This window comes from Bartonella sp. CL25QHWL (assembly GCF_042195335.1).
Classification (GTDB): domain Bacteria; phylum Pseudomonadota; class Alphaproteobacteria; order Rhizobiales; family Rhizobiaceae; genus Bartonella.
In genome coordinates this window covers 90,225-115,624 of sequence record NZ_JBHIOE010000006.1, presented here as the reverse complement: position 1 = coordinate 115,624, position 25,400 = coordinate 90,225, and the positions used below count along the sequence as shown (strand labels likewise).

General features: G+C 35.0%; 19 protein-coding genes, 1 tRNA gene and 1 other RNA gene. 14 read left to right on the top strand and 7 right to left on the bottom strand.

The window, feature by feature from the left end; genetic code table 11:
- Nucleotides 1-3 precede the first annotated feature (3 nt).
- Nucleotides 4-1,221 (bottom strand): mechanosensitive ion channel family protein, encoded by a 1,218-nt coding sequence (locus ACFILY_RS05005; protein WP_375631190.1) that lies wholly within the window; start codon nucleotides 1,219-1,221, stop codon nucleotides 4-6.
- A 135-nt stretch (nucleotides 1,222-1,356) separates the two neighbouring features.
- On the opposite strand from ACFILY_RS05005, the gene dnaG reads away from it, so the two are divergent.
- From dnaG to ACFILY_RS04990, 3 genes are all read left to right on the top strand, one after another.
- Nucleotides 1,357-3,294 (top strand): DNA primase, encoded by a 1,938-nt coding sequence (gene dnaG, locus ACFILY_RS05000; protein ID WP_375643446.1) that lies wholly within the window; start codon nucleotides 1,357-1,359, stop codon nucleotides 3,292-3,294.
- Between the two features lie 390 nt (nucleotides 3,295-3,684).
- Nucleotides 3,685-5,700, top strand: a complete 2,016-nt coding sequence (gene rpoD / locus ACFILY_RS04995) for an RNA polymerase sigma factor RpoD (RefSeq protein WP_273790804.1) — start codon at nucleotides 3,685-3,687, stop codon at nucleotides 5,698-5,700.
- A 612-nt stretch (nucleotides 5,701-6,312) separates the two neighbouring features.
- The gene (locus ACFILY_RS04990; RefSeq protein WP_375631188.1) at nucleotides 6,313-6,774 is read left to right on the top strand and encodes a YcgN family cysteine cluster protein; all 462 of its coding nucleotides are present in this window, start codon (nucleotides 6,313-6,315) and stop codon (nucleotides 6,772-6,774) included.
- A gap of 27 nt (nucleotides 6,775-6,801) precedes the next feature.
- On the opposite strand, the gene ACFILY_RS04985 is transcribed toward ACFILY_RS04990, so the two are convergent.
- Nucleotides 6,802-7,545, bottom strand: coding sequence for an SIMPL domain-containing protein (locus ACFILY_RS04985; protein WP_273790802.1), 744 nt, complete (start codon nucleotides 7,543-7,545; stop codon nucleotides 6,802-6,804).
- A gap of 170 nt (nucleotides 7,546-7,715) precedes the next feature.
- Here ACFILY_RS04985 and ACFILY_RS04980 point away from each other — a divergent pair.
- Together ACFILY_RS04980 and ACFILY_RS04975 are read left to right on the top strand one after the other, a co-directional pair.
- A tRNA-Ile gene (locus ACFILY_RS04980) sits at nucleotides 7,716-7,792 on the top strand.
- 1,703 nt (nucleotides 7,793-9,495) lie between these two features.
- On the top strand, nucleotides 9,496-9,678 hold the full coding sequence (locus ACFILY_RS04975; protein WP_273790801.1) for a hypothetical protein: 183 nt from the start codon (nucleotides 9,496-9,498) through the stop codon (nucleotides 9,676-9,678).
- On the opposite strand, the gene ACFILY_RS04970 is transcribed toward ACFILY_RS04975, so the two are convergent.
- Nucleotides 9,602-9,916: a helix-turn-helix domain-containing protein gene (locus ACFILY_RS04970; protein WP_007347852.1), complete on the bottom strand. Its 315-nt coding sequence runs from the start codon at nucleotides 9,914-9,916 to the stop codon at nucleotides 9,602-9,604. The two genes, ACFILY_RS04975 and ACFILY_RS04970, sit on opposite strands and share 77 nt — an antisense overlap.
- 749 nt (nucleotides 9,917-10,665) lie before the next feature.
- Between ACFILY_RS04970 and ACFILY_RS04965 the strand changes: the two genes are divergently transcribed.
- The 3 genes from ACFILY_RS04965 (at nucleotide 10,666) to ACFILY_RS04955 (ending at nucleotide 11,758) form a co-directional block, all read left to right on the top strand.
- Complete coding sequence (locus ACFILY_RS04965) at nucleotides 10,666-10,956, top strand: hypothetical protein (RefSeq protein WP_375637662.1); 291 nt, start codon at nucleotides 10,666-10,668, stop codon at nucleotides 10,954-10,956.
- A 267-nt stretch (nucleotides 10,957-11,223) separates the two neighbouring features.
- Nucleotides 11,224-11,535: a hypothetical protein gene (locus ACFILY_RS04960; protein ID WP_273790799.1), complete on the top strand. Its 312-nt coding sequence runs from the start codon at nucleotides 11,224-11,226 to the stop codon at nucleotides 11,533-11,535.
- Between the two features lie 52 nt (nucleotides 11,536-11,587).
- Nucleotides 11,588-11,758, top strand: a complete 171-nt coding sequence (locus ACFILY_RS04955) for a hypothetical protein (RefSeq protein ID WP_375631186.1) — start codon at nucleotides 11,588-11,590, stop codon at nucleotides 11,756-11,758.
- Between the two features lie 531 nt (nucleotides 11,759-12,289).
- On the opposite strand, the gene ACFILY_RS04950 is transcribed toward ACFILY_RS04955, so the two are convergent.
- The gene (locus tag ACFILY_RS04950) at nucleotides 12,290-12,469 is read right to left on the bottom strand and encodes a DUF1508 domain-containing protein (protein ID WP_273790798.1); all 180 of its coding nucleotides are present in this window, start codon (nucleotides 12,467-12,469) and stop codon (nucleotides 12,290-12,292) included.
- Nucleotides 12,470-12,859: 390 nt separating this feature from the next.
- Nucleotides 12,860-13,399 (bottom strand): helix-turn-helix transcriptional regulator, encoded by a 540-nt coding sequence (locus tag ACFILY_RS04945; RefSeq protein WP_273790797.1) that lies wholly within the window; start codon nucleotides 13,397-13,399, stop codon nucleotides 12,860-12,862.
- 360 nt (nucleotides 13,400-13,759) lie between these two features.
- Here ACFILY_RS04945 and ACFILY_RS04940 point away from each other — a divergent pair, with 360 nt between their 5' ends.
- The gene (locus tag ACFILY_RS04940; protein WP_273790796.1) at nucleotides 13,760-14,812 is read left to right on the top strand and encodes a DUF475 domain-containing protein; all 1,053 of its coding nucleotides are present in this window, start codon (nucleotides 13,760-13,762) and stop codon (nucleotides 14,810-14,812) included.
- Nucleotides 14,813-15,253: 441 nt separating this feature from the next.
- Here the strand turns inward: ACFILY_RS04940 and pncA are convergent, their stop codons facing one another.
- Nucleotides 15,254-15,862, bottom strand: a complete 609-nt coding sequence (pncA, locus tag ACFILY_RS04935) for a bifunctional nicotinamidase/pyrazinamidase (RefSeq protein ID WP_273790795.1) — start codon at nucleotides 15,860-15,862, stop codon at nucleotides 15,254-15,256.
- Between the two features lie 46 nt (nucleotides 15,863-15,908).
- The gene (locus tag ACFILY_RS04930; RefSeq protein WP_273790794.1) at nucleotides 15,909-16,445 is read right to left on the bottom strand and encodes a hypothetical protein; all 537 of its coding nucleotides are present in this window, start codon (nucleotides 16,443-16,445) and stop codon (nucleotides 15,909-15,911) included.
- 161 nt (nucleotides 16,446-16,606) lie between these two features.
- Here ACFILY_RS04930 and ettA point away from each other — a divergent pair, with 161 nt between their 5' ends.
- The 5 genes from ettA (at nucleotide 16,607) to rnpB (ending at nucleotide 25,190) form a co-directional block, all read left to right on the top strand.
- Nucleotides 16,607-18,256 carry an energy-dependent translational throttle protein EttA gene (gene ettA / locus ACFILY_RS04925; protein ID WP_273790793.1) on the top strand — a complete coding sequence of 550 codons (1,650 nt, stop codon included), beginning with the start codon at nucleotides 16,607-16,609 and terminating at the stop codon, nucleotides 18,254-18,256.
- 674 nt (nucleotides 18,257-18,930) lie between these two features.
- Nucleotides 18,931-19,869 (top strand): ArsR/SmtB family transcription factor, encoded by a 939-nt coding sequence (locus ACFILY_RS04920; protein WP_375637661.1) that lies wholly within the window; start codon nucleotides 18,931-18,933, stop codon nucleotides 19,867-19,869.
- Between the two features lie 2,604 nt (nucleotides 19,870-22,473).
- Nucleotides 22,474-22,848 carry a hypothetical protein gene (locus ACFILY_RS04915; RefSeq protein ID WP_375637660.1) on the top strand — a complete coding sequence of 125 codons (375 nt, stop codon included), beginning with the start codon at nucleotides 22,474-22,476 and terminating at the stop codon, nucleotides 22,846-22,848.
- Nucleotides 22,849-24,206: 1,358 nt separating this feature from the next.
- A complete protein-coding gene (locus tag ACFILY_RS04910; protein ID WP_273790789.1) occupies nucleotides 24,207-24,716 on the top strand; it encodes a lytic transglycosylase domain-containing protein in 510 nt (169 codons plus the stop codon).
- 83 nt (nucleotides 24,717-24,799) lie between these two features.
- An RNA gene (gene rnpB / locus ACFILY_RS04905) (RNase P RNA component class A) lies at nucleotides 24,800-25,190 on the top strand.
- The last annotated feature ends 210 nt before the right edge of the window (nucleotides 25,191-25,400 follow it).

The window sequence follows — 25,400 nt, the reverse complement described above, 5'->3', positions numbered from 1 at the left end:
TTTTTATTTCACTTTTGCTTTTAATACTTGATTAAAATCATAACCGCTTGGATTTTGAAAAACCTTTAGACCAAAACAGGGCAGAATAGAATAAAGGTGATCAAAAATATCGCCTTGAATTTGTTCATAGTCTATCCAAACAGTGGTGTTCGTAAAGCAATAGATTTCTAAGGGTAAACCATTTTCTGTAGGAGGTAATTGCCTTGCCATATAGGTCATATTAGGGTTGATATTTAGATGTTGTTGTAGGTAAGCAAAAACATAAGCACGAAAAGTTCCAATGTTGGTTAAACGGCGCGTATTGGCTAAGACATCATGATTTTTATCTAATTGAGCATTCCATTGATCAATTTCTGCTACTTTTTGCGTGAAATAATTTTCTAATAAATTAAATCGAGAAAGATATTTTTGTTCTTCTTCTGTGAGAAAATGGATACTTGATTGATCAATAAAAAGGGAGCGTTTGATGCGTCTGCCACCTGATTCTTGCATGCCACGCCAATTTTTAAAAGGGTCGGTCACAAGTTTACGGATAGGAACTGAGGTGATGGTGTTGTCGAAATTTTGAACTTTAACAGTATGCAAGGCAATTTCAATAACATCACCATCGGCACCGAGATTGGGGATTTCAATCCAATCTCCAACGCGAACCATATCAGTGGATGAAATTTGAATACCGGCAACGAGAGAAAGGAGCGTATCTTGAAAAATTAACATGAGAACCGCGGCCATTGCACCAAGACCGGAGAAGAGAATAAGAGGGGAGCGGTCAATCAATGTAGCAACCATTAAAATTGTTGCAACAGCAAAAAGTGCAATTTTAGCAATTTGAATATAACCTTTTATTGGTTTTAGTCGTGCTGTTGGTCGTTGTTCGTAAAGGATGTTAATGACATTGAGACAGGAAGAAATTGTCAGGACAACAAAAAAGATAATGAAGGCGTTGGCAACATTACCGATGACAGTGCTAAATGCATCGGGCAATGTTGGAATAAAATTAACACCAATTGAAAGAATAAAAGCTGAAGTGATATTTGCCATGTATTGAATAGCATTATTAATATCGATCGTTGTATTTTTGGGGAGAAAAGAAGAGAGTTTTTTTGCTCCGTGAATAAGTAATTTTCGTCCTAGAAAGTTCACTAAAAGGGCAGCTATAGTAAGAATAATAAGCCAAGAAATAGCCTCTAACCACGGATATTGAACAATAAATTCGATCACTTTTTTATTCTCCATTTCTAAAAATATATGCAGTTGAGGGTTTAAAATTTTACAACTGCTTAAGAGGAAGTATTGGAATTATGCTCTAAAGTCGTTAAATATGCAAAAAAGAATTTTCAAACTCTGTGAGAGATAATGCGTTTTCCGCCCGATTTCCTTAATGAACTGCGTACGAGACTCCCAATTTCAACAGTGATTGGGCAACGGGTGGATTTTGATCCTCGAAAAAGTAAGCCTTCACGGGGAGACTTTTGGTGTTGCTGTCCATTTCATGGTGAAAAAACGCCAAGTTTTCATTGTGATGATCATAAAGGGCGCTATTATTGTTTTGGTTGTGGTGTAAGTGGAGATATTTTTACCTTTTTGTGTGAGCTTGATGGATTGCACTTTTCAGAAAGTGTAGAGCGTTTGGCTGATTTTGCGGGAATAAAACTCCCTATTTTGGATTCACAGAGTCATAAACGTCAACTGGAAAAAGCTGACCTTTATGATGTGATGAAAATTGCTACAGATTTTTTCCAATATAATTTACGCGATAAAGAAGGTACGCAAGCACGTCGTTATCTGGATGCACGTGGTGTTACACCAGAGCTTGTAGAGCGTTTCCGCATTGGTTTTGCACCGGTAAGGCGTACAGCTTTGAAAGAAGCTTTGAGTGCACTGGGCATTTCAATAAAGCAAATGGAAGAATGTGGGCTTCTCTCAGTGCATGAGGAGAGCGCGGATTCTTATGACCGATTTAGAAATCGCATTATGTTTCCTATCGAAGATTTGCGCGGACGTGTGGTGGCTTTCGGAGGGCGTGCATTAGAGAAAGAGACACGAGCAAAATATCTCAATAGCCCTGAAACAGTGCTGTTTCATAAAGGAAATATACTTTATAACGCGGCAGCAGCTCGCAAAAATAGTCGCTTTGTTGGCGATGAAAAAATTCATTCACTTCTTGTTGTTGAGGGGTATATGGATGTCATTGCATTGACTAAAGCTGGTTTTGAAGGAGTCGTAGCGCCCTTAGGGACAGCATTAACGGAAGCGCAAATTGAGCTTTTATGGCAGATGGGGAAGGAGCCCATTTTGTGTTTTGATGGTGATGATGCTGGTTTAAAAGCTGCTTTTCGTGTTGCTGATCGTGTGTTGCCTCTTTTAAAGGCTGGGGTTTGTGTACGCTTTGTTTTGTTGCCACAAGGGAAAGATCCTGATGAAATTGTTTGTGCTGGTGGAGCACAGCTTTTTTCTTCTTTTTTGCAAAAGGCAATTCCTTTGAGTGAGCTTTTATGGTGGCGAGCTACCTATGGAAAGCATTTTGAAATTCCAGAGACACGAGCAGCGCTAGAAAAACAACTGAAACAACAAATTTTTACGATTAAGGATGAAGATGTCCGCCGTTATTATTTGCAAGATGTAAAAAAACGCCTTTTTGATTTTTTTCGTCCCTCTTTTTCGAAAAAAAAGGGGGGAGGGCGATATGATCAATCTTCACCAAATAGGACCTTTAAAGATCAAACCTTTTCTCTGTTAGCAAATTCTGAAATAGTACGAAATTCTTCGCAATCTATTCCTTTGCGTGAAGCAGTGATTTTACTCACTTTAGCTTACTATCCTGAGTTGTGGTATGAAAATTTTGAAATTCTTTCTGAGTTAGAATTAAAAAATACTCAATTGATAACTCTTCATCAAGCTATGTTGGAAATTCTTGGGGACCAACAGCTTCATGATAAAGAGACGATGGTTGCATTCTTAGAGAAAAGAGAACAAAAAGCTCTGTTAGAGCGTATGAAACATCTTGTGCAAAATATTGGTATGCGTATTATCCTTGGTGGAGCCCCTATAGAAGATGCACGTGCTATATTAAAACAAGCTGTCTACTTGCATCTTCAAGAACACCACCTACATAAGAGATTACAGGATATTGAAGAGCAACTTGTAGAAAATCCTAAGAGTGAGGTTTTTGATCTGCTTCGTGAGGTAAAAAATGAGCTGGAGCAGATGCAGGCAACAGAAGCGTTAATTGAAGGGTTTGGAAGTTGGTTGGATGAAAAAATAGACGGGAATACACAAGATACGATAAAATGATTCGCTTTTTTAATGCGAATCAGTCACTTAAATTTTAGATGAGGAACTTTATGTGGAGTGACATTTTTATAAAGATGACAATTAAATTTTAGAAAAAGCGGGTAAATTTTAGGAAAAGCGGGAAATTGGTTCTTACGATAGGGTACAGAGATTATCTCAGAAGGGCTGAGAGGTGTCGGGGAAACTTCTGGAGTTTTCCCGCGTTTTTGTCTGGATGTCGAGTTTGTCTGGATGTCAGGGCATATACAAAATGTATTCTTTCCAATAGTAATCTCTTAAAAGGAAGTATATATGAGTAACTATTGGTAGATTTTAGTGAGAACAAACAAACTGGTCACATGGAAACTATGGTTACATGGAAACTGTGAAGTGATCGAGTGGAGTTATGGTATGGCAACAAAGGTTAAACAGAAAGATAATGCAGAAGTAACAAGCCAAGCGAGTTTGGATAGTCCTCTTCTTGATTTTTCTGATGATGCCATCAAGAAAATGATTAAGCTTGCCAAAAAAAATGGTTACGTAACAATGGATGAACTCAATGCAGTTCTTCCTTCTGACGAGGTTACATCCGAACAAATTGAAGATATCTTGGCGATGTTCTCTGAGATGGGGGTTAATGTTGTGGATGATGAGGATGAAGTTGAGTCTGAAAATTATGAAGAAGAAGTTACGGTAGAGGGTGGTGATTTAGTAGAAGCCTCTAGCCACGCAATTGCAACGACAACGAATAAACGCGAAGTAACAGATCGTACGGATGATCCGGTGCGTATGTATTTGCGTGAGATGGGAGCTGTTGAGCTTCTTTCGCGGGAAGGCGAAATTGCCATTGCTAAGCGTATTGAAGCAGGGCGTGAGACAATGATTGCGGGACTTTGTGAGAGTCCTTTGACTTTTCAGGCTCTTATTATCTGGCGTGACGAGTTAAAAGAGCAGCGTATTCTTCTTCGTGAAATTATTGATCTTGAAACGACTTATGCTGGTCCAGAAGCAAAGCAGGCTCCTATTATTGAGCGAAGTGAAGTTGATAAGACGGTAGAAGAAAAAATGTCTTCTGGTATACGTAATATGGGGGAGAGCGCAGGAGAGAGAAATATTGAAGACGATGATGAAGAAGACGATGACGATGTTAACTTATCGCTTGCTGCAATGGAAAATGAGCTTTGTCCTCAAGTTATGGAAACATTGGATTTTATTGCTCAAACCTATGTGAAATTACGAAAATTACAAGATCAGCATGTTGAAAGCAGTTTGGCAGAGCGTAAAGAGGGGGCCCTTACTTCTTCTCAGAAGAAGAAATATATTCAATTAAAGGGTGAGTTGATTCAAGCAGTAAAATCTCTTTCTTTAAACCAAAATCGTATTGAAGCTTTGGTTGAACAGCTTTATGACATCAATAAGAGATTGATTCATAATGAAGGTAAGCTGAAACGGATTGCCAATAGCTATGGTATTGGCCATGAGGACTTTTTAAAAGAATACCAAGGGCGTGAATTGGACGCAGATTGGATGAATTATATTGCTGCTTTGCCTACACCTGGTTGGAAAGAGTTTTCGGTGCGTGAAGCAAAAGAAATCCAAAAACTGCGAAGTGAGATACAAAATCTTGCGCAAGAAACGGCTATTTCGATTGGTGAATTTCGTCGGATTGTTATGCAGGTGCAGAAAGGTGAACGCGAATCAACTATTGCGAAAAAAGAGATGGTAGAATCTAATTTGCGTCTTGTTATTTCAATTGCAAAAAAATACACTAATCGTGGTTTGCAGTTTCTTGATCTTATTCAAGAAGGCAATATCGGTTTGATGAAGGCTGTGGATAAGTTTGAATATCGGCGCGGCTACAAGTTTTCAACTTATGCAACATGGTGGATTCGTCAGGCTATTACACGTTCAATTGCTGATCAGGCACGTACAATTCGTATCCCTGTTCATATGATTGAAACAATTAATAAAATCGTTCGTACCTCGCGTCAGATTCTCCATGAAATTGGACGAGAACCAACACCAGAAGAATTATCTAGCAAGCTTTCTATGCCGTTAGAAAAAGTACGAAAAGTTCTTAAAATTGCAAAAGAACCTATTTCTCTCGAAACGCCTGTTGGTGATGAAGATGATTCCCATTTGGGTGATTTTATTGAGGATAGGAATGCGTTATTACCAATTGATGCAGCTATCCAAGCTAATCTGCGAGATACGACAACACGCGTTCTTGCTTCATTAACACCGCGGGAAGAACGTGTTTTGCGGATGCGTTTTGGAATAGGGATGAATACAGATCACACGTTGGAAGAAGTAGGACAACAATTTTCAGTTACAAGAGAGCGTATTCGTCAGATTGAAGCAAAGGCACTTCGTAAATTGAAACATCCTAGCCGTTCACGAAAATTGCGCAGTTTTCTCGATTCTTAAATAAAGGAATTCTTGTGCATTTTAATAACTTCCTCTTTCTTCTTAATGAAGGGGGGGAGGTGCGTCATGTTGTACTTGGATACTTTCTTGAGAAAAACATGGGAAGAATTTGAATAATCTAGAAAGTTTGCGATGTTTAATGTTTTTCTTAGCTTTGGGGCTTTATACTTCTCTGTCTCAAAAGAATAGATATAGGGCAAAGGGTGTTTATGGAGTAGAGAGTAGGGGGGCTTTCAAGAAATGAACGATAAAAACATTACCTTGCATATAGCCCAGCTCGTTTTTTAAGAAATGGGATCTATTAGGAATAAACTTATATTGCAACATACGAACTTTTTGATGAAAAATGTGTATTCTTTTGCGGGATTTTTCTATCATTTTAGGTGACTCATTTTATTCTTTGTCAGTTTATAAAGGGATGTTTCAATAGGTTATGTTCATTTATATGCGCTATTTTTGAATATTCTCTTTTTATTTAGATAGATTTTAAGAACATGGTTTAAAGTATACATTGAGTTGAATCTTTTTAAGAGACAGAAATAGATGAAATTATAGAAATTAAACGTTTTATTTTTATAGATCGTCTTAATTAAAAAAGGTGTGTCTGAGTTTATGAGTGGAGAACTCCCCTTTTGGAAAGTAAAAAAATTAGAAGAGATTTCCATTTCTGAGTGGGAGAGCCTTTGTGATGGCTGTGGCCGTTGTTGTCTCCATAAAGTTGAGGACGACGATACGGGTGACCTTTATGCAACCAGTATTGCTTGTCGTCTTTTAGATGGGGAAACTTGCAGGTGTCGAGATTATGCTCATCGTAAATCAATTGTATCAGATTGTATGTCGCTAGACATTACGACAGTTAAAACAGCGCGCTGGCTTCCAGAAAGTTGTGCTTATAGATTAATTTATGAGGGAAAAGATCTTCATTGGTGGCATCCATTAGTATCAGGAGATTGTCAGACGGTACATACAGCGCGTATTTCTGCACGCGGACAAATAGAGGTTTACGAAGACGAATTATTATCTGAGGAAGAATACCTTTATCACATTACTGGTCTTCTACGTGAAGGCCAGTAATGTAATTTTTATACAACTGTTTGTGACTTAATCGATCGCAAAGACTACAGTGACGCTCACGTTATAATTTAACTCACCACCTGCAAAATTTGTATTTGCGTAGCTTACATCTGCTGCTCTACTCATGAGACGTGGTGTTGGGTGATAGTAATCATCCTTTTCATTGATTTCAATAATTTTTCCTAATTTTAAATCGGCCGCTTGCGCTATCGTTTGCGCTTTTTCAATGGCTTCAGTAATGGCTTTTTTACGTGCTTCTTGATAAAATGGCTTTGTATCTGCGTTGGTAAAAGTAATGCCGTTAACTGAATTAACACCTAGTGACATCGCTTGATCAAAGATTTTACCAGCATTGGTAAGATCACGAATGCGTACGGTTAAAGAATTTGAAACATGATAGAGTTTTTCATTATTCTTTTTTTCGTGCTGTTTATCAGAGGTTGACTGATAAATGGATAAGCCTGATGTTTGCAAATCATTTGCTTGGATACCATTGTTTTTAAAAGCTTTTATAATATCATTGATGGATTGATTATTGGAAGCTAATGCCTTTTGGGCAGTTTTATCATAGGTAACAACGGCTAGATTAATAATTGCCATATCCGGTGCGGCTTGACTTTCTCCGATTGCTGTCACTGTAATTGTTGCATTTTTCATTTTATTTTCTTCAGCATAAGCACGTACAGTCAACGATGTGGTTAAGAGTGTAAATGCTAATATAACTGTTTTAACCAGAGAACCCTTCAGTGGTTGAATTTTCTTTTCTATCATATCTATACCTTTATATTTGTCAGTTAATTATTCTCTCATTTTTAAGAGTTTTTGTAAAGAAATTAGAGCACTGAAAAAAAAACCAATAGAAAAGAGAAAAAGATGGGTTATAATCTTTGTCAGCTCTTGTATCATAGGGCATTTTAGTTTAGAGAGAAACAACCTATGTGGGGCCTGTAGCTCAATTGGTTAGAGCCAGCGGCTCATAACCGCTTGGTTGGGGGTTCGAGTCCCTCCGGGCCCACCAATAGGGAAATATCCAATAGAAAAATGGATCGCTTATATAAAAGTTTTGAGATTCTACCTTTTTCGTTTTTTTTATTTATTTTCCTGTTTGTTCTAAAATCCTTTAGTCGTTGTTTGTTTCATTTTTTTTCTCTCAGTCACTTTAATATAAAGTGAGGGTATATTTTTTTAGTCTCATCAAAGAAGTTCTCTCATTTGCAACATTGTAGCATTTTGATTAACTGATATGTGTCGCTATTTACTTGCTTAATTCATATACTGTTTTGTACTTTTCCTGTGTGATGTGCTTCATAAAATAGAAGACTAAAAGCTTCATTAGATAAATTTATTTATACTTGTTCTGCAAATAAACAGATCTCAATAAAACAAATTTTAAAGATTGGACCTGTTCAGAACAAATGGCTCAAAAAACATTTAGTGTAAATTTGCTTTTTTCTAAGTGATGTTAATGTCTTTTAGACGTTCGAATAGCATCATCGTGATGAAAGGTTGTATATAAGAGAATGTGATCTATAGGCGTTCATATGTATCATGGGGTCAACGATGGTAACATTTGTTGATATTTTCTTTTTCCCAAGAAAGGAGTTCTATTTGATTTTTGAGAAATATTGTTCATAGTGACGGAGGCGTGTTCTTTGAAAAGAATTTCATCAATTGTTCTTTGAAAAATCAATTGAGTGATTGTTTCTATCGCTTTGCATCATCCCGATTTTATTGTAATAAGCATTTTATTATTCTGTAAGAAATGTTTTCTATGATATTAAAAAAATCGTTAAAATGCCATTTTCTGTCTTTGTGTATTTTTTTCTTAATGTTCAAATTATAGAGTTTTCATGTGATCCGAATTATTATTGAAGAGCAGATGTCTTTTTTAATTTTACTCTCATAAGGGATTGGCAATATTGCGGTAAACCTACCACTTTTTTGTATTGCTAACCTTTTTCTCGTATTGATCGTGTAGAGAGTTTTATCTTTGTTATGAGTTTTCTCTCTTATGAAAAAGTATTGGCAGAGAGGGGGATTTTTTTGTAAAAGTACACTTCTTCTTCAAAATCATACTTTGAAAATATAATTCTTCATTTGCATAAGGGAATTTCTCTCTTGTTGTAAATCTGTATACAATTTACGTACAAAGATTGTGCGTGGTGATTCGTTTTATTTTTTAAGAATATCATTTTTGCTCATGATAGAGACTTATATTAGTATTTACAAGGTGTGTTTAGAGGGGAGGTTACCTGTAAACGTGTTACAGAGTTTTAGGTAGTGTGGCTCTGTTTATAAGAATTTATTCCTATAACATTGTTATATTCTTGCTTTGCAATATTGTTTAAAAAACATAGATAGTGCTATGTAGCATAAAATTGTGATGTATTTTTTCAAAAAGCTTTTTCGTGTTCTCTTATATAGAGTTCAGGAGTGTCTTCAGGGATATTTTCACATTAGTTTTCATTGGTCCGAATCGCAAGATCTGCGTAACATTATTCGCGTTTTTGATAGATTATACCAATTTTCATAAGTAAGGTCTGGATCGTGTGATGCCTTTTGTTTCACCATGGTACATGACTAATAGAACTTCATCTGATTTTGTAAAATAAGTTTGTACACAATTGCTTCCATACTGCCTATTGCAAATATTTTTTTCTAAGGTATGAGATATATTTGAACGCTTTAGCGTTATATAGTTTGACTACATGGAGTATGACTATGAAGAATGATAAAAAATTTGAAACAACTTTATCTGATATTATTGTGAAATGGGAGTCTTTATCGACGTCTCAAAAGCAAGCGATATTGGATAAAGTAGAAAATTCTACAGATTCTGCTCATTCAACAGAACATTTAAGGCTTCAATCTTCTTTTTATCTCCAGACGAAATCAAAGTTATGAGTTTTAAATCTTCATCGGAGATGTTGAAACCAGTTATTACATATATGGCACTAGCATTTCCCAGTGTGTTCAAAATAGCCATGAGTTTATCTACAGAAGGCCTCTTTCCCCCATTTATCATTTGTTGGACGTAATTTTGTCCACAGCCTGCAGCTCTGCTTATTTCAATCATTGTTCGTCCGTCACTTTTTATCAATTCAACTAAGCGTTGGAACCAATCTTTTTCAGTCTTTGTCATTTTTAGACCTTTACATATTTACGCTATAGCGTTAATATTGCGTTGCGAATCCAGAATATATGATACAAGGAGCGTGAAAATATCCATGTGTAGCTCTTCGCTAAGGAAGCATATAGAGTTGTTTTTAACTAATAACAAAATGTCCCCATACACTTTCAGATTCGAATCAATAAAAATGGTTGCTTAGTTCCACGGTTGTGAAAAAGTAAATGTGTATACCAGAAAGGGCGATACACACTCGTATGTTTATGAGATTTCACTGTGATAGTATACGTAGCAGCATTATAAATCAAGATATACCCCAACATCAGAATTTGTAAAAAAATTCTGCGTTGAGGTAGTATGTGAATATAACGAAGCTTTAGAGCCTTAAGAGATAGGATAATGGCTGTAGAAAAAATGTAAATTCATAGGCAAAGAATACTGATTTCTCCTTTATTGTAATAAATTAGATCACTATCAGATGGTATATCGTATATATGCATTAAAAAATTGGGAAATATCAAAAAAGTGATCTTGGATATTTTATTAAACAGGAAGGTAATCTGATCCACAAAGGTGGTTGTTTGGTAGAATTATACATTCGATCAATGCCCTTATGGGGATGAGTGTGTTTTTATGATGCTGCGGTTTATAATGAAGTCTGTGTTTACAATGATATTGTTATTTATAACAATGCATTAACATATGGTTGTGTAGTCGTTCGTAAGAGTTTGCATGTTTATGAAAAATAAGAACTTTATCGTTATTTGAATATGAGTGGAGATGCATATGTTTACGCTAATGCGGTCTTTTTTGATCAAGTTTTGAATGTTCAATGTATTGAATTTTATGGTGATACTCGTGATTGTAGAAAGGCTCGAGTTTATAATGATGCTTTAGTTTATGGTGATGTAAAGATTTGTGGGAAGGCAAAATTTTACAGAAATGCTGTGCTTTATGACAGTGAAGATTTTTGTAATAATGAAAAACTTTCATATAGCCGCATTCCACATGGCGTAAAAAGGAAGATAGGAACGATTTGGGCAAGGCTTTTATGATTGCATTGCGTCGTTAGTTTTATTTGACGTTCCTTATTTTTTGTATTTTGTGTCAATAAATGTGTCGCAAATAATTGGTGTGAGTGTAGATTTAGCCGCTTTCAGAGATTTGTTTGCGCCATTGATCAATGCTTTAATGGAGAAAATAAGAATGCCGAGAGTGATTGTTCACACTTGGAACATGCAATTTATTGCATTCTTTTTTTGATTGAGGATGAAATAAATTGGTCAAGATGATCACTTGAGCGACAATTAAGGGAGATCCAAATGAGTGTAAACGAAATTTTATTGGGAGCAATGGTTGTTGTTTTGTTGTGCAGCGGGGTTATATTTCGGTTTTCTTTATATTATCGCAGTCAAGTGAAAATTTTAAAAGAGGAATCTAGAAGAATAAAGCATGAGTTTTTAAGAGATTCTATGAAGATGACTGAAGAACGAGATAGAGCTATTAGAGAGCAAAGTATGGTGATTAAAAGACGTGACCAAGCAATTGAAAAACTGAAAAAACAAATTAAGCAATATGAAAAAAATGAAAAGAAATATAAAAAAATGCTTAAATCTGAAGATGATAAAGAGTGATTGTATTCATATTTTGCATTAAAGGGTTTGAAAATGTGTTAGGAAGATTGGAATGACGAGAGAGATAAACTTTAATGAAGCCAATTATGGTGCTGATGGAGATATTGTATTAGAAGAGAATATTCAAGTTTACTCTGATTTTATGAAAACATTTAAGTTTATAAGACAGAGCGTCGTTGGTCATAAAATAAGAGTTTATGATGATAAACCAGTTTATAGGTAGGCTGGTTATTAAAAAGCGCGTCTATACAATCCAGCAATTTTATATTATTGCTGGAAACAATTTTGCACGTTCCTTTTAGATGTAAGGTATAAATGCTACGATAGTTTCAGCTAATAGGTATAAAAAATTGCATGATAATAGGAAGAAAGAGATATTTGCTTTTTATGAAGATGAAATGGGTAAGTCAGTTATGATTATCAGATACAGAAGAGGAATATGAACGTAAAAGATATTAATATCTTGTAGAGTAATTATATCTCTCATTGATGTTTATCTTCTCTTCATGTGCGTTTATTTTTTATGAAAAATACAAGACTTAAGAGATTTTCTTTTTGATAAAGGCTATAGAGATTTGTGTGTGATTGAAAATAAACACATAATCTGTAAGAATATGACTGTTATTTGTAAGCGTCAGAAATAATACAAAAAACGCCCTCTCATTGAGGGAAAAACAATCACTGTTCATTTGTCACAAAAATAACTCAACATACCATTATACAAAATAAACGCTTGTTTTAATGGTAAAGAACGTTAGGATTGTAGTTCTCTAATAAGAGCCTTATGTGTAACTTCTTTTATTTGCTCAATATTGATTAGGATATCTTGTTTTGTTGGATAGCCTTTACTAGAAAAAGCAATTTTTTGTGCATCTCCTGAGATTAAACGCCAGTACCATTGATTGTGAACTCCTTGAAACACCTCAAAATACATGTTTCTCACCTCATAAAATAGCTGATAATTTTCAGGATAAATATTTAACTAATCCGTTTGTAAACATTAATGTATGTCTCTATAGGAAGTCGTCAATATATTCCCCTTAAATTTTCTGACTTAAAAAAATAATTTCTATGAGAGCTATTATTCTTTTAACAAGAAAAAATTTCTTGTCAATAAGATATGAATGAGAATTTTATACTATAAAATTATTTTTTTAAGTTAAAGACACTATACTTTCACTTACAACGCAAATATTTTTATTGTCGTTACAGAAACAAAATTTATAAATTATACAAAATTTCACCAGCACGGATAAAGTAAAAACACTTTTCTCCATACTGGTAGAGTTTAATCATTTCTTGTTTTTTCTTTTGAAATAGACGTTTATTGATTAGCTATAACCTCTTTTTGGGATACGCTTCGAATGAGTAAATCAATGAATAAGCTAAGGGTGTAAGAATTGGCCATTTTAGCTTTCATATCGATAAGAGAGGTTGTAGTTTTAGGGTTAAAACTATTTGATAAACCTTGTCTTGACAAATATTGCTGCAATTTTTCATAAGAACTGTCGATTTTTTCTTGATTTAGTTTTTCGTTACGATCACTATCGGCAAGTGTTTCTTCCAGTCCCTCGATTTTTTTAATAAAATAATTCCAGTCAAAATCACCTTTTGTATATTCGGTGTCAAACATTTTTCCTTGTCCAGTTAAAAGCCAATTAATATTGACACCGTATAACGTGCGGTATGTTTGTAAGACACTAAGATTGGGTTCTCTCTCTCCACGCTCATAAAAAGCAATGGAATTTTTTGTCATGCTAAAACTTTTAGCTAAGGTTTCACGTGATGGATCGCCTAAAGCAAGACGTACATAACGTAAACGTTTTCCAAATATGGTTTTTGATTCAGTTTCAGGACGTGCCACGAATTATCTCCCTCGGTAAATCATCATGGTATAAATCATTAAATAATAAAAGCACACTATGTATTAATATTCTATGATATAATGTCAATATTATAGCTTTAATTTCTTTTTATTTTTTTATTTTCGTGGATAGAAAGCAATCTTTCACTTATTGTATTGACAATTGATATTCACTTCAAAACAAAATTCCTTGTTTGCTACATTTGTCTCTTGCTTTTTTTGAGAGAATTTTCATGTAACTTTACCATATATATTCTATACACCTCTGCATTAATAGATGCAACTTTAAAGAGATGCAAACTTTGGATTTGTACTGGGTGTGCTTTAGATGAAGTAGAAAATAAACTTTGAGGAATGATCATGGCCCTATTACGCTATTTTGGGTTTGCTTTTTTTTTCACGATTATTGGTGTCTTTTTAGGAGGGGTTATTGGTTGGTTTGAGACGGAAAGTATTACTGGTTTTCTTAAATATTTTTTTATTTGCGTTGTTTTAGGAATTTTGGAAATTTCTTTATCTTTTGATAATTCTATTATCAATGCGCGTGTTCTTAGTAGAATGAGTCCATTGTGGCGTCGTCGTTTTCTTATATGGGGCATTTTGATAGCTGTATTTGGGATGCGAATTGTTTTTCCATTATTGGTGGTTGTCGTTGCTGTTGGGATTAATCCAATTGCGGCAGTCAAATTAGCGATATGGGAACCACATCGATATGCTGAAGTTTTAACCGATGCGCATATGGGGATTGCTGCTTTTGGAGGAACTTTCCTTATGATGGTTGGCTTAAAATATTTTTTTGATTCTGAAAAAGAGGTGCATTGGCTTAATGTTATAGAGAGACCTGCTCAAAAGTTTGGGGCGCTTGTTGGAATTGATATTGCAATTGTTTTGATTTTGATCTTATTTGTTTCAGGTCAGATTGACGCAGAAAATAAAATAACTTTTTTATTGGCAGCCCTTTATGGACTTTTGACCTTTATCGGTGTTGAAGTTGTTGGTCATCTCTTGGATACTCCTCAAAAGACTTTAACAACAGTAGCTCACGGGGGAGTAGGGTCGTTTCTTTATTTAGAAGTTCTTGATGCTAGTTTTTCTTTCGATGGCGTGGTTGGTGCTTTTGCCTTTTCACATAACCTTTTTATTATTGCGATAGGTCTTGGTATCGGTGCATTTTACGTTCGTTCTATGACAATTATGTTGGTTGAATCGGGAACATTATTGCATTATCGTTATTTAGAGCATGGTGCTTTTTATGCAATTCTAGTTCTTGCAGTGATTATGTATCTGCAAACGATTATATCGGTTCCTGAAGTTTTAACAGGACTTGTGGGAATCTGTATTATTGGAATGGCATTATATTCTTCGATTCGTTTTAAGAATCGTCAATTGTATAAACATGTTGTGTCTAAGTAATGGAGATTTTCACGCTTTTGTTGATCGCATATCTTTGAGTAAAAAGAGGTCTTTCATGCAAAATAAAATACTATTTTATTGCTTATTTGCGTTTTTTTAAAGTTGAGTTCATTGCATGATACTACCCATGAAGGGAATAATGTACAATCTCTAGGATACTTTTTGACCTAAATATAAGACAGAAAGCTGATGTTATACTTTTTATCAGCTTTCAATATTATGACAAGCTCTTGCATTTAATGGGGCATAAGAAGCATTCTTACTGTTTTTTTGAATGATTTATTCATACATTGATTCTCTTTGTAACGTGTAAGAGAATGTTTTTGAAACAGGTTTGAAATGAGAGAATTTACGATATTCTGGACTCTTACTTAAATATGTGTAAAATAATTTATCCTTTATAAATCAGTGTATTATAATGGTAGATTAGAGAAGGATACTTTAAGAGACCATTAAAAGTTCTATACCAGCTTCGTTCATCGTTTTAAGCATAGTGTTTAGTGATCCGTTTACATCAATACCAGCACAGGCATTTAATGAAACACTGACTTTAAAACCGCATTGCATAGCGTGAAGAGCAGAAAATCCGACACAAAAATCAGTTGCTAAGCCACACATAATGAGCTTAGTAAAACCATGTTCTTTGAGATAAACTTGTAAACCTGTTGGTGTTTTTTGATCATTTTCAAGAAAAGCAGAATAGCTATCCATTTTTTGATTATAGCCTTTTCTAAGGATAAGTTGTGCCTTTTCTACTCTAAGAGATGGATGGAATTCTGCTCCTTGTGTTCCTCGTATGCAATGATCAGGCCAAAGTATTTGAGGACCATAGTCAAGAATGACTGTATCATAGGGCTTTTTTTCAGGATAGCAGGAAGCAAAGCTGCAATGGTTTTTGGGATGCCAGTCTTGGGTTAAGATAACGTGGTCAAAATGATTTATGAGATTATTGACGGCGGGTAAAATAGCATCACCTTGTGGTACGGCAAGTGCTCCACCTAGTAAGAAGTCATTTTGAACATCAATGACGATTAAGGCTTTTTTTTCCATAAATATATTCCTATACGAGATGAGCTTTTATCGTATTTTTAAAAAGCTATATGTCGTCTTGAAGTTTTGAAATGATGTGCTGGATATTGATATTATTTTTATAATTATCAAGCCAAAAGAGGGGGATGGATAAGTTTTTACAATTGGTTTTATAATTTTTTACGAATTGTAACCACGTACCAATGGGAAGTGCACTGTATTCATTTGTTGCTACGTGTTGATGCAAAGCTTTCATGATCATTGGGCTTGGGACGTCAGATCCCATAAGGCGGCGGTCGTTTTGTAAACGTAATTTAAGCCATATCAAGGCAAGGGGTGAGGTCCATTGCTTTCCGTAGCAAAAAATCGATGAAAAAAGAGAAGGATTTTTTACTGCGTAATATAAAGCCCATAAAGCGAGAAAAGAAGGCGCATAGAGAATTGCTTTTCTTTGTGGTACCATATTACATTGATAAGTTGGTTTAATACGATAAAAATACAATGTTATATCTGGTATGGAAAAGAGAGGTAATGTTTGATAACAGGTTTCAGGTACAGCTAAAAAGATTTGCTTTTTGCTTTTTAGGGAGATGTTTTTTTGCATTCAGGACCATACTGGGGCTTGTGAGATTGGAAAAAATGTACCAATATAAAGCGAAAAGCTTTTGATACGATGTAAGTGCTATTTACTGTACAGTTTCAAAAAGCAAAAGCAGTTTTTTCAAAATCCTAATCTTTAATATCGCACAATATAAAGAGAAATTTATGGCACGTCAATTTATCTATCATATGGCTGGGCTTAACAAGTCTTACGGCAATAAAAAAGTTCTAGAAAATATTCATTTGTCTTTTTATCCAGATGCAAAGATCGGTATTTTAGGGCCAAATGGTGCGGGGAAGTCAACTATTTTACGTATTATGGCTGGGCTAGATAAGGAATATACGGGAGAAGCATGGATTTCTGAAGGAGCACGCTGTGGTTATCTACCACAAGAACCTTTGCTTGATGCGAGCAAAGATGTGCGTGGCAATGTAATGGAAGGTGTTGCAGATAAACAGGAAATTCTTGAGCGTTATAACGAATTGATGATGAATTATAGCGAGGAAACGGCTGATGAAAGTGCACAGCTTCAGGACATTATTGACAGTCAAAATCTTTGGGATTTAGAAAGTCAAGTGGAAATGGCTATGGCTGCTCTTGGTTGTCCGCCAGCCGATGGGGATGTAACAAAACTTTCGGGTGGTGAGAAGCGGCGTGTTGCACTTTGTAAATTGCTTTTGTCAAAACCTGATTTATTACTTTTGGATGAACCGACAAACCATTTAGATGCTGAAACGACGGCTTGGCTTGAGAGGCATCTACGTGAATATCCAGGGGCTGTGCTTTTGATAACCCATGATCGTTATTTTCTCGACAATGTAACGGGTTGGATTTTAGAGTTAGATCGCGGTAGAGGTATTCCTTATGAGGGGAACTATTCTGCTTATTTGGGGGCTAAAGCCAAGCGTTTGGCTCAAGAAGGCCGTGAAGAGGCAGCGCGTCAACGTGCTTTATCACGTGAGCAAGAATGGATCGCTTCTAGTCCAAAGGGGCGACAAGCAAAGTCAAAAGCTCGGATTAAGGCTTATGATGAGTTGGTTCAAGCAGCACGTGAGCGCCGTCCTGGAGAGGCGCAAATCATTATTCCTATTGGAGAAAGATTAGGACAGGTTGTTATTGAGGTTGATAATCTCTCTAAAGCTTATGGTGAACGTGTATTGATTGATTCTCTTTCTTTTAAACTTCCTGCTGGTGGCATTGTCGGCGTTATTGGGGCCAATGGTATGGGAAAGTCGACCTTGTTTAAAATGTTGACGGGACAGGAACAGCCCGATTCAGGTCAAATACGTATCGGTGAAACAGTTCACATGAGTTATGTGGATCAGAGTCGCGATTCTTTGGTGGGGGATAAAACTGTTTGGGAGGAAATTTCTGGTGGAAATGACATTATTAAATTAGGTAAATATGAGATGAATAGCCGCGCTTATTGCGGGGCTTTTAATTTCAAGGGAGCAGATCAGCAGCAGAAGGTGGCAAATTTATCAGGAGGGCAGCGCAATCGCGTACATTTGGCGAAACTTCTAAAAGAGGGGGGGAATGTGCTTCTTCTTGATGAACCGACAAATGATCTTGATACTGAAACATTAGGTGCATTGGAAGATGCATTGGAAAATTTTGCTGGTTGTGCAGTTATCATATCGCATGATCGTATGTTTCTTGATCGATTGGCAACACATATTTTAGCCTTTGAAGGTGATGGTCATGTAGAATGGTTTGAAGGTAATTTTGCTGAATATGAGGCTGATAAAGTTCGTCGTCTTGGGGCGGAATCTCTTAATCCTAAGCATGCAAATTATAAACCTCTTACACGCTAGAAGTTTTTTTCTTATCTCAACTTTGTTGGAATAATAGTGTACTTTATTGCGTTTGTTATTTCATAAATAAAGTGTGTGTACTCTGTGTAAGTTTTTATTCATTAAACAAAGAGTAAGAGACACTTTATGAAATTATGACCTAAATAGGGTTATTCTACTCATGATATATAACCGGTTATTGCTTGTAAAATTGCAATGAAAAGGAGGGGATGAAGAGTATAGTACTATTTCTACGAATGCTCTGGTCATTGAGCATTATTATCTTTACTTAATAAAAATGCAAGCTGGCACTATCATGTTATTTATTTTTTCTCAATGGTATGCAGTTCTTGTTTTGAGGTGGGTATAAAAGATATTTTTATCCATATGTCCCCTCCGTTTATGAGCTGTAAGAGAATGATTTGGATTGATTTATCATGAATAGATTTGAAATGAGAAAGATTTACGGTATTCCGGTTTTTTATTCAAGTTAACAATGAATGAATTATTATTATAAATCAATGCATTCTCATTATAACGAGCTGCAGGGAGATAAGATCTGTTCGTTTTTTACATTAGCCTATTTTTTTCATAGTATGATAAAATAGAGAGAACAAAATAGATGAGAATATGCGTTGTATGCTTGACTTTTTTTCCTATAAACAAATGTTTATAGGAATGTTTAGGGGATAATTATGCAAAAAAGTGCAAGTTTAGATGCAATGATTGTGCTGCTGAAAGCGGTCGCAGAAGTAAGCCATTTACGTGTTCTTACGCTCTTGCGTCATGAAGATTTAACAATTCCTGATTTTATTTTTATTCTTGATCAGTCGCAAGCGTGTATATCACGATATTTACGTTTCTTGTACGAAGCTCGATTGATTGAGCGTTATCAGAAGGGAGATAGCCTTTATTTTAAGCTTTGTCATGATTTTTGGGGTAAAGACATTGTGATGGGTGTTCTTTCGGCTTTGCCAAAGCATGATGTGTTGTTAGCGCATGATTTAGAACGTTTGAAGGATGTCAAAAAGCAGCGTCAAAAAACGAGGAAGAAGCATTTCTTACAAAATGTGTTGCAATGGGATGTATTACGGTCATCCTATATGGCAGATCATGGTGTGGAAAACGCTTTACTTGAAATCATTGGCGATAAGCCATTTCAGACGATGCTGAATATTGGAATAGGTGGAGACTCTGTCTTAAAATTGTTTTCTAACCTTTATACGCATGCGGTTCAAGTTGTGCTTGATAGCAATGTTTTTCACTTGTCTGTTGGAGATACAACTTTTGATTTAGTTATTCTTCATTGGGTTTTACATTTTCTTGAAAATCCTGAAATATTTCTTCATGAAATATCAAGTGTTTTGCGTCCTCATGGCCGTTTATTGATTGTGGATTTTGGTTATCATGAAATTGAGCCTTCATATTCCGATCAAGCGCATATGCGTCTTGGATTTTCGGCTTTACAAATAGAACAATGGCTTAAAAATGCGGGACTTGTTCTAGAACAAACGGTTTGTCTTACTCCTATACAAAATGAAAACAGTGAGGAGGGTATGGTTACGCTTTGGCTTGCTCGTGATCCGCGTTTATTGGTTGACGATATCAAAGATAAACAAGTAGATTTTGCATAAATCGCGTTTGTTAACGTGCTTTATTCTCTGATTTTTCTCAAGGAATAGCGTAGAGATAAAACTTTATTCAATCATTGATAAGCTATTGTTTTTTACATTTGTATTATGTTTTTATATGGGAGTATTGGTGTTTTATAGCGGCGTGTAGGCTGTATAATGAAAGCACCTTCTATAGAGTTAAGCCTATGAGGATCATTATTTAAGGTGTTCTTGATATCATATTTATGTTATTAGCCAATATATTGATTTTAAAAGATCATTGATTTTTTTAGACTCAATGAGAGGTTTGAATACAGGAATATTTTTTCATTTCAAATTTCCTGTTTCAGAATCCAAAAGAGTCTGTTTGTCTGTTACAAAAGAAGGTATTTATCTTAATGATAACGTTTGTAAAAAAAATACATCTTTGCGGCTGCAATATGATATTGTGCCGCACAATATAATATAGTGATGGCTCATACCTTCATAAATGTCAAAGGTGGTGTGCCCAATAGATCTTAAAATATTTCTTTAAAACAGGTTCTTAGATAAGAAATGCCTTGGAACTTTTAGTGAGGAGTGCAAAAAGATGCTCTAAAAAGACGAAAAAGTAAAAAGGTGAGGCAATGCATGATTTTCATTATTTAAAATACAGCGTTATGAGCGTGTTTGAAAGTCGTAAAGGCAAATGAAAGGGATGGTAAAGATGGCAATAGTTTTATCTTTGGGCTTTTATGTTTCTTCCAAAATGAATGATGGCTTTTTTTAAGATTTCTCAACCAGACGTAAATATTTTTACTCTAATTGGGCGTATAAAAGCTGGGATTTTTCACATGGCTCTCATTTGCTCTAATCTTTATCTCAAACATATTGCTATGTTTAGAGCAGGTGTTGATTTACAAGTAATAGAAAAAGTAAAAGCTTGGTAGATGACGCCATAAAATTACTCATAAATTGGTAATGGATTGGAGTGATATTCTGAATTTTAAAAACATTTTGTACAACAACGGTTATAATAACGCATCTGGCTTTACGTTTATTTCTTCCTATAAGCATTCATATATGGTGTTCATCTATGTGTTTTGCATTATATTCATAAAAATAAGATCGGCGATGATCTATGGATAGTCCGTGGCTGAAAGTAGGAAAGAAAAGCGTGATATTACACTAAAGTTTCGTATCTCTTTATCATTGAGAAGTTATGAAGGTTATTAAATAAGTCCATTGTTCTTGCCAAACGTATTTTCTTTCTTTTTATGTTTGCCGCTCATCTTATGACGCAGTCCGTGGGTATAGCGTAAAATTGATAGGGCACCATCGTCTTTAGTTTAAGTGAAAGTTGTAAGCCGGCATTATCGTTTTATGTTTTTTATCCATACGCTTCTTCTTGTTTGTGATGTGCGATAGTATGGCTATTCATTGATTCAATAGACGAAGATTGAAAATAAGGGAACCTTACGTTCTTGAGATCTCTCATGTAAATTGTAAATGATGAGTTATGATTGTAAATCAATGAATTGTTTACGTTAGAAGAACAGACTATACAATTTTTTATCACAGAAACTACTGTGTGTATTATTTTACGGGATCATTTAAATGATAGAGATTAAGAGAAAATGTCTGCATTGATTTCGGTTTGTTATGTTAAAATGCGTTAGAGACTGTTGGTTATTGTAAAATGATTTATCGTTATTTGGAATGACGATGGGGCGTGATTCGAAACAAATACCTTCAGAGTTCTCATTTTTTCATAAGATTAAGCAGTTTAAATTCTTCATTGATTGTTACATGAGGGATGTCACAATATTTTAATGATCATTTACAGCAATTTTTTATAAAAATAGATAAGATTTTATTTCTCTAATTTATTGTTTTATATGAATAATTCATAGATTTCTTGCAAGAAGATGTTTTTCATTTTTTACGGTTATTTGTGTAAGATTTTAAAAATCTACGTTTTTCTTTTTGTGGTGATTGCTGTTGGAAAAATGATTCTACTTTTACGTAGTTTGATTTTTATAGGGTGGATACGTAGAAATTACTGTTTTTTTTAAATTATGATCATCAGAGTTATGAAAGAAACTATTTAAAAGTTATAATGATCGTAGATTCTAATTGGTGCTTCTAGAAATAAAATTGCTTCAAATTGGGTCATTTTGAACTTTTTTTGCCTAAATTTAAACATTTTTAAATAATTTATAATTCTTTTATGTTTTTTTGCGTAGAAGATGATAAGAATTTCTTGTTGTTTAAAAAATTTTATTCCATAGCAAGAATATTGCATCGGCTATCTTAGTGGTTGATGTAAGAGGACAATCGGGGAACCTCCTCCCCCCCCCCGCGTGGATCCCCTAGATTGTCTGGCCTGACTGAGGATTTCCTCAGTCAGGCTTTTTGTAATTATTTTAGGAAATGTAAAGTGTTATTAGGGGGGAAGTGTAAGATCTGTTATTGTTTCGCCTATAGTACCTAAATACATAGAGGGGCGGGTCTTATTGGGCGGAGAGTGTTAGCGTATTCATTTTTAATAATTTGATTTTTCTTTATTGAGGCATTGTTGAATGCTATAAGGGGAATCATAAAAGGAATCTATGTTTGTATTCTGTGATCTTTAGGTAAGAGATAATGGGATCTTTTTCGCATCGTATTATTTTTATTTTATTCGTATTTTTTATTTTTGGCGCTGTCTTTTTTGCTTCTCAAAGTAGTGTTGTTTATCAGTTTTTTTCCGGTCGTTCTTCTTCTTCTCAGAACCTTGATGTAACAGAGGAGGAGTTGTTAGAGAGATTGTCCGTGTCTTTTCCAGATATTATCAAGCATCTTTCTAAGATGGACCCTCAACAGCAAGAGTTGTTTATTGCGCAGCTGCGTCGTGATGTAATTGCGCTTGCTGCTAAAAGTGGTCAGAGTCGTGAGCAGGCTCAAAAATCTGGTGAAACTGTTGCTATGGCTCTCTCAAAAGCGATTTCTCGTCCTTCCATTGCTAATGCTTATTTTTAGCTATTTTTTAATTGCGCTTTTGGGTTTTAAAGGAGAAAGAGCTTTTCGTGAAGTTTTGAAAAGTGCGAGGAGATAATCAATTTGTAAGATAATTAACAAATTTATCTTACTCAAAAGGTATGCAGTCGGAGTATAACGGTAATGTTGCAATCATTACAGGAGAGATAAAAAATCTATCAAGGGTATTGGTCAAGTTAATTGCATTATCAATCGCTACAGTGACAAAAGCAGTATTGACTATCATAAAATACGTTAATCGCATTTTATATGCCAGTTATTTTTTATTTGATATGAGAAAATAAAAATTTTTTAAAGGATTTAAGCTTTCTTTGTTCTACGGGTTTTAGGATATTTATCCACTTGTATGATTTCTGAAAATGAGGTGCAAGGCTGATAAGGTGATAGTCTGTGACAAAGAAAAAATATTTGAATGAAGGTGAGAGGTCTATTTTTATTTAAAAAGGCTTTGGGGGTATTGAGTTTTCTAACATTTTTCAGAAAAACAGACACAAGTAATTGTTAGGCTTTATTGTAGAGACAAAGACGGATATAACTTCTTTAGTATATTGTTTTATAATGATAAATTATCATTTTATCTTGAATAAGAATCTTAAGAATTGTCAAATTTTCTCATTTTAAATTTATTCATGGTGAAAAAATCAAAATTAGTTTCTAGTACACTACCAGTGGGAGGACTGTGTGGATAACAGCTCTTTTAAAAAGGAATTAAAAAGCTTCTTTGAGACATCTTGAGAGCTAAAAGTCTGTTGCAATATTTTGAATTGGTAAAGAGTATGATGGTTTTAGTATATTTATGAATTTTTTATGTGCGATAATGGGGGATTTGTTTTGTGATTTGTTGAGGTTTTATCGGATATAAAGAGTGCTGTGGGGGGGTATTAACCAGAGAGAAGCGTTGATAGCGGTTTATATTTTTATGAAACTTTCTTGATATTGAGCATCTTCGGTAAAAAGATGCTCTTGTCTCTCTTACTTTGTGGGATTGATCCCAATAAAAAAATTAATAATCTTATGTAAAAAATATTACATCTAGTTAAGATGCTATTTTTTTAATATAAAAATTAAGTGATACAATAGCGATAGCAGCAATTTATAGATTATATCATTTTATTTAATACGCTATAAGATTAACCATAGTTTCTTTATTTTTTTATTTTATGATATAGAGAAATCTATGATTTGTGAATAAAGAGATATTCTTTTGTTACATGATTTTATCTTGAAATTGTCTTACTCTTTCCTTTTTCAAGCCGTTCTTTTGCTTTCTTTTTTTGTATAATACGTTTGCAAATTACTTGCGGCTAGAATTTGAGAATGTTTGAGTGAAGAGAAAGAAAATGCAATTTTTGAAAATCTTGTTAAATACAGCGTGTGCTGTATTTTTTGTATTTGACATAAGTTGGACTCATAGTGTCTTAAATGTTGCGGAATCAGGAGAAGCCTCAGTGATTGTTGCTCCTAAGATTCCTGATCGCCCTTATGAGTTTCTTATTCAGAAACTTGCGAATAAATATAATGTTCCCGTTAATTTAGCACATGCTGTTGTAAAAGTTGAAAGTAATTATAAGGCAGGTATAAAGGGGGCTGCTGGCGAAATAGGTTTGATGCAAATTAAACCCTCTACGGCACGAGGGTTGGGCTTTAGTGGTTCTGTACAGGATTTGTACGATCCTGCGACCAATCTTGAATATGGTATGCGTTATTTGGCACGGGCGTATAAACTCAGTGGTGGAAGTACGTGTGGTACAATCCTTAAATATAATGCAGGTCATGCTGCAAAAAAAATGAATTCCATTTCGGCGAAATATTGCGCAAAAGTGAAAACTTATCTGGCTTCATTAAAATAAAAACATCTGTTGAGAGAGGTTTGTCATAAAATATTTTAAGATGCTATTTTCATTGAGCAAAAAATATTTTATAAATCAATATGTCAGTCGGCTGGGCAGCCGCGCTTGTCTGATGCTCAAATACGGCAGGTGAGGAAAGTCCGGGCTCCATGGAAAGACGGTGCCGGGTAACACCCGGCGGGGGTGACCCTAGGGAAAGTGCCACAGAAAGTAAACCGCCTATTTTTATAGGTAAGGGTGAAAGGGTGGAGTAAGAGCCCACCGCGCATTCAGTAATGAATGTGGCAAGGTAAACCCCACCGGGAGCAAGACCAAATAGAAATGACGTGCAAAATTTAATTTGCAGCCGATTTCCGGGCGAGTCATTCGGGTAGGTTGCACGAGGCGGATGGTAACATCCGTCCCAGATGAATGGTTGCCATGTAAAGTGTAAGCTTTACTCTACAGAACCCGGCTTATAGGCCGACTGATATTTCATGATGATACGCGATATTTTATAAGATCAATTATATATGATCTTTTATGGAGTCTATGTGTTTGAAATGGACACTTGAGCAAAGAGTGTTTTAAAAAATTATAACATTTCTTTAAGTATAATGCGTTAGGATCTGTTTTGGGATAACTTTAGTTTTTTCGTTCATTGTGATTAATATGAAAGTTGAAGGCTAGGTTATTCTAAGATCA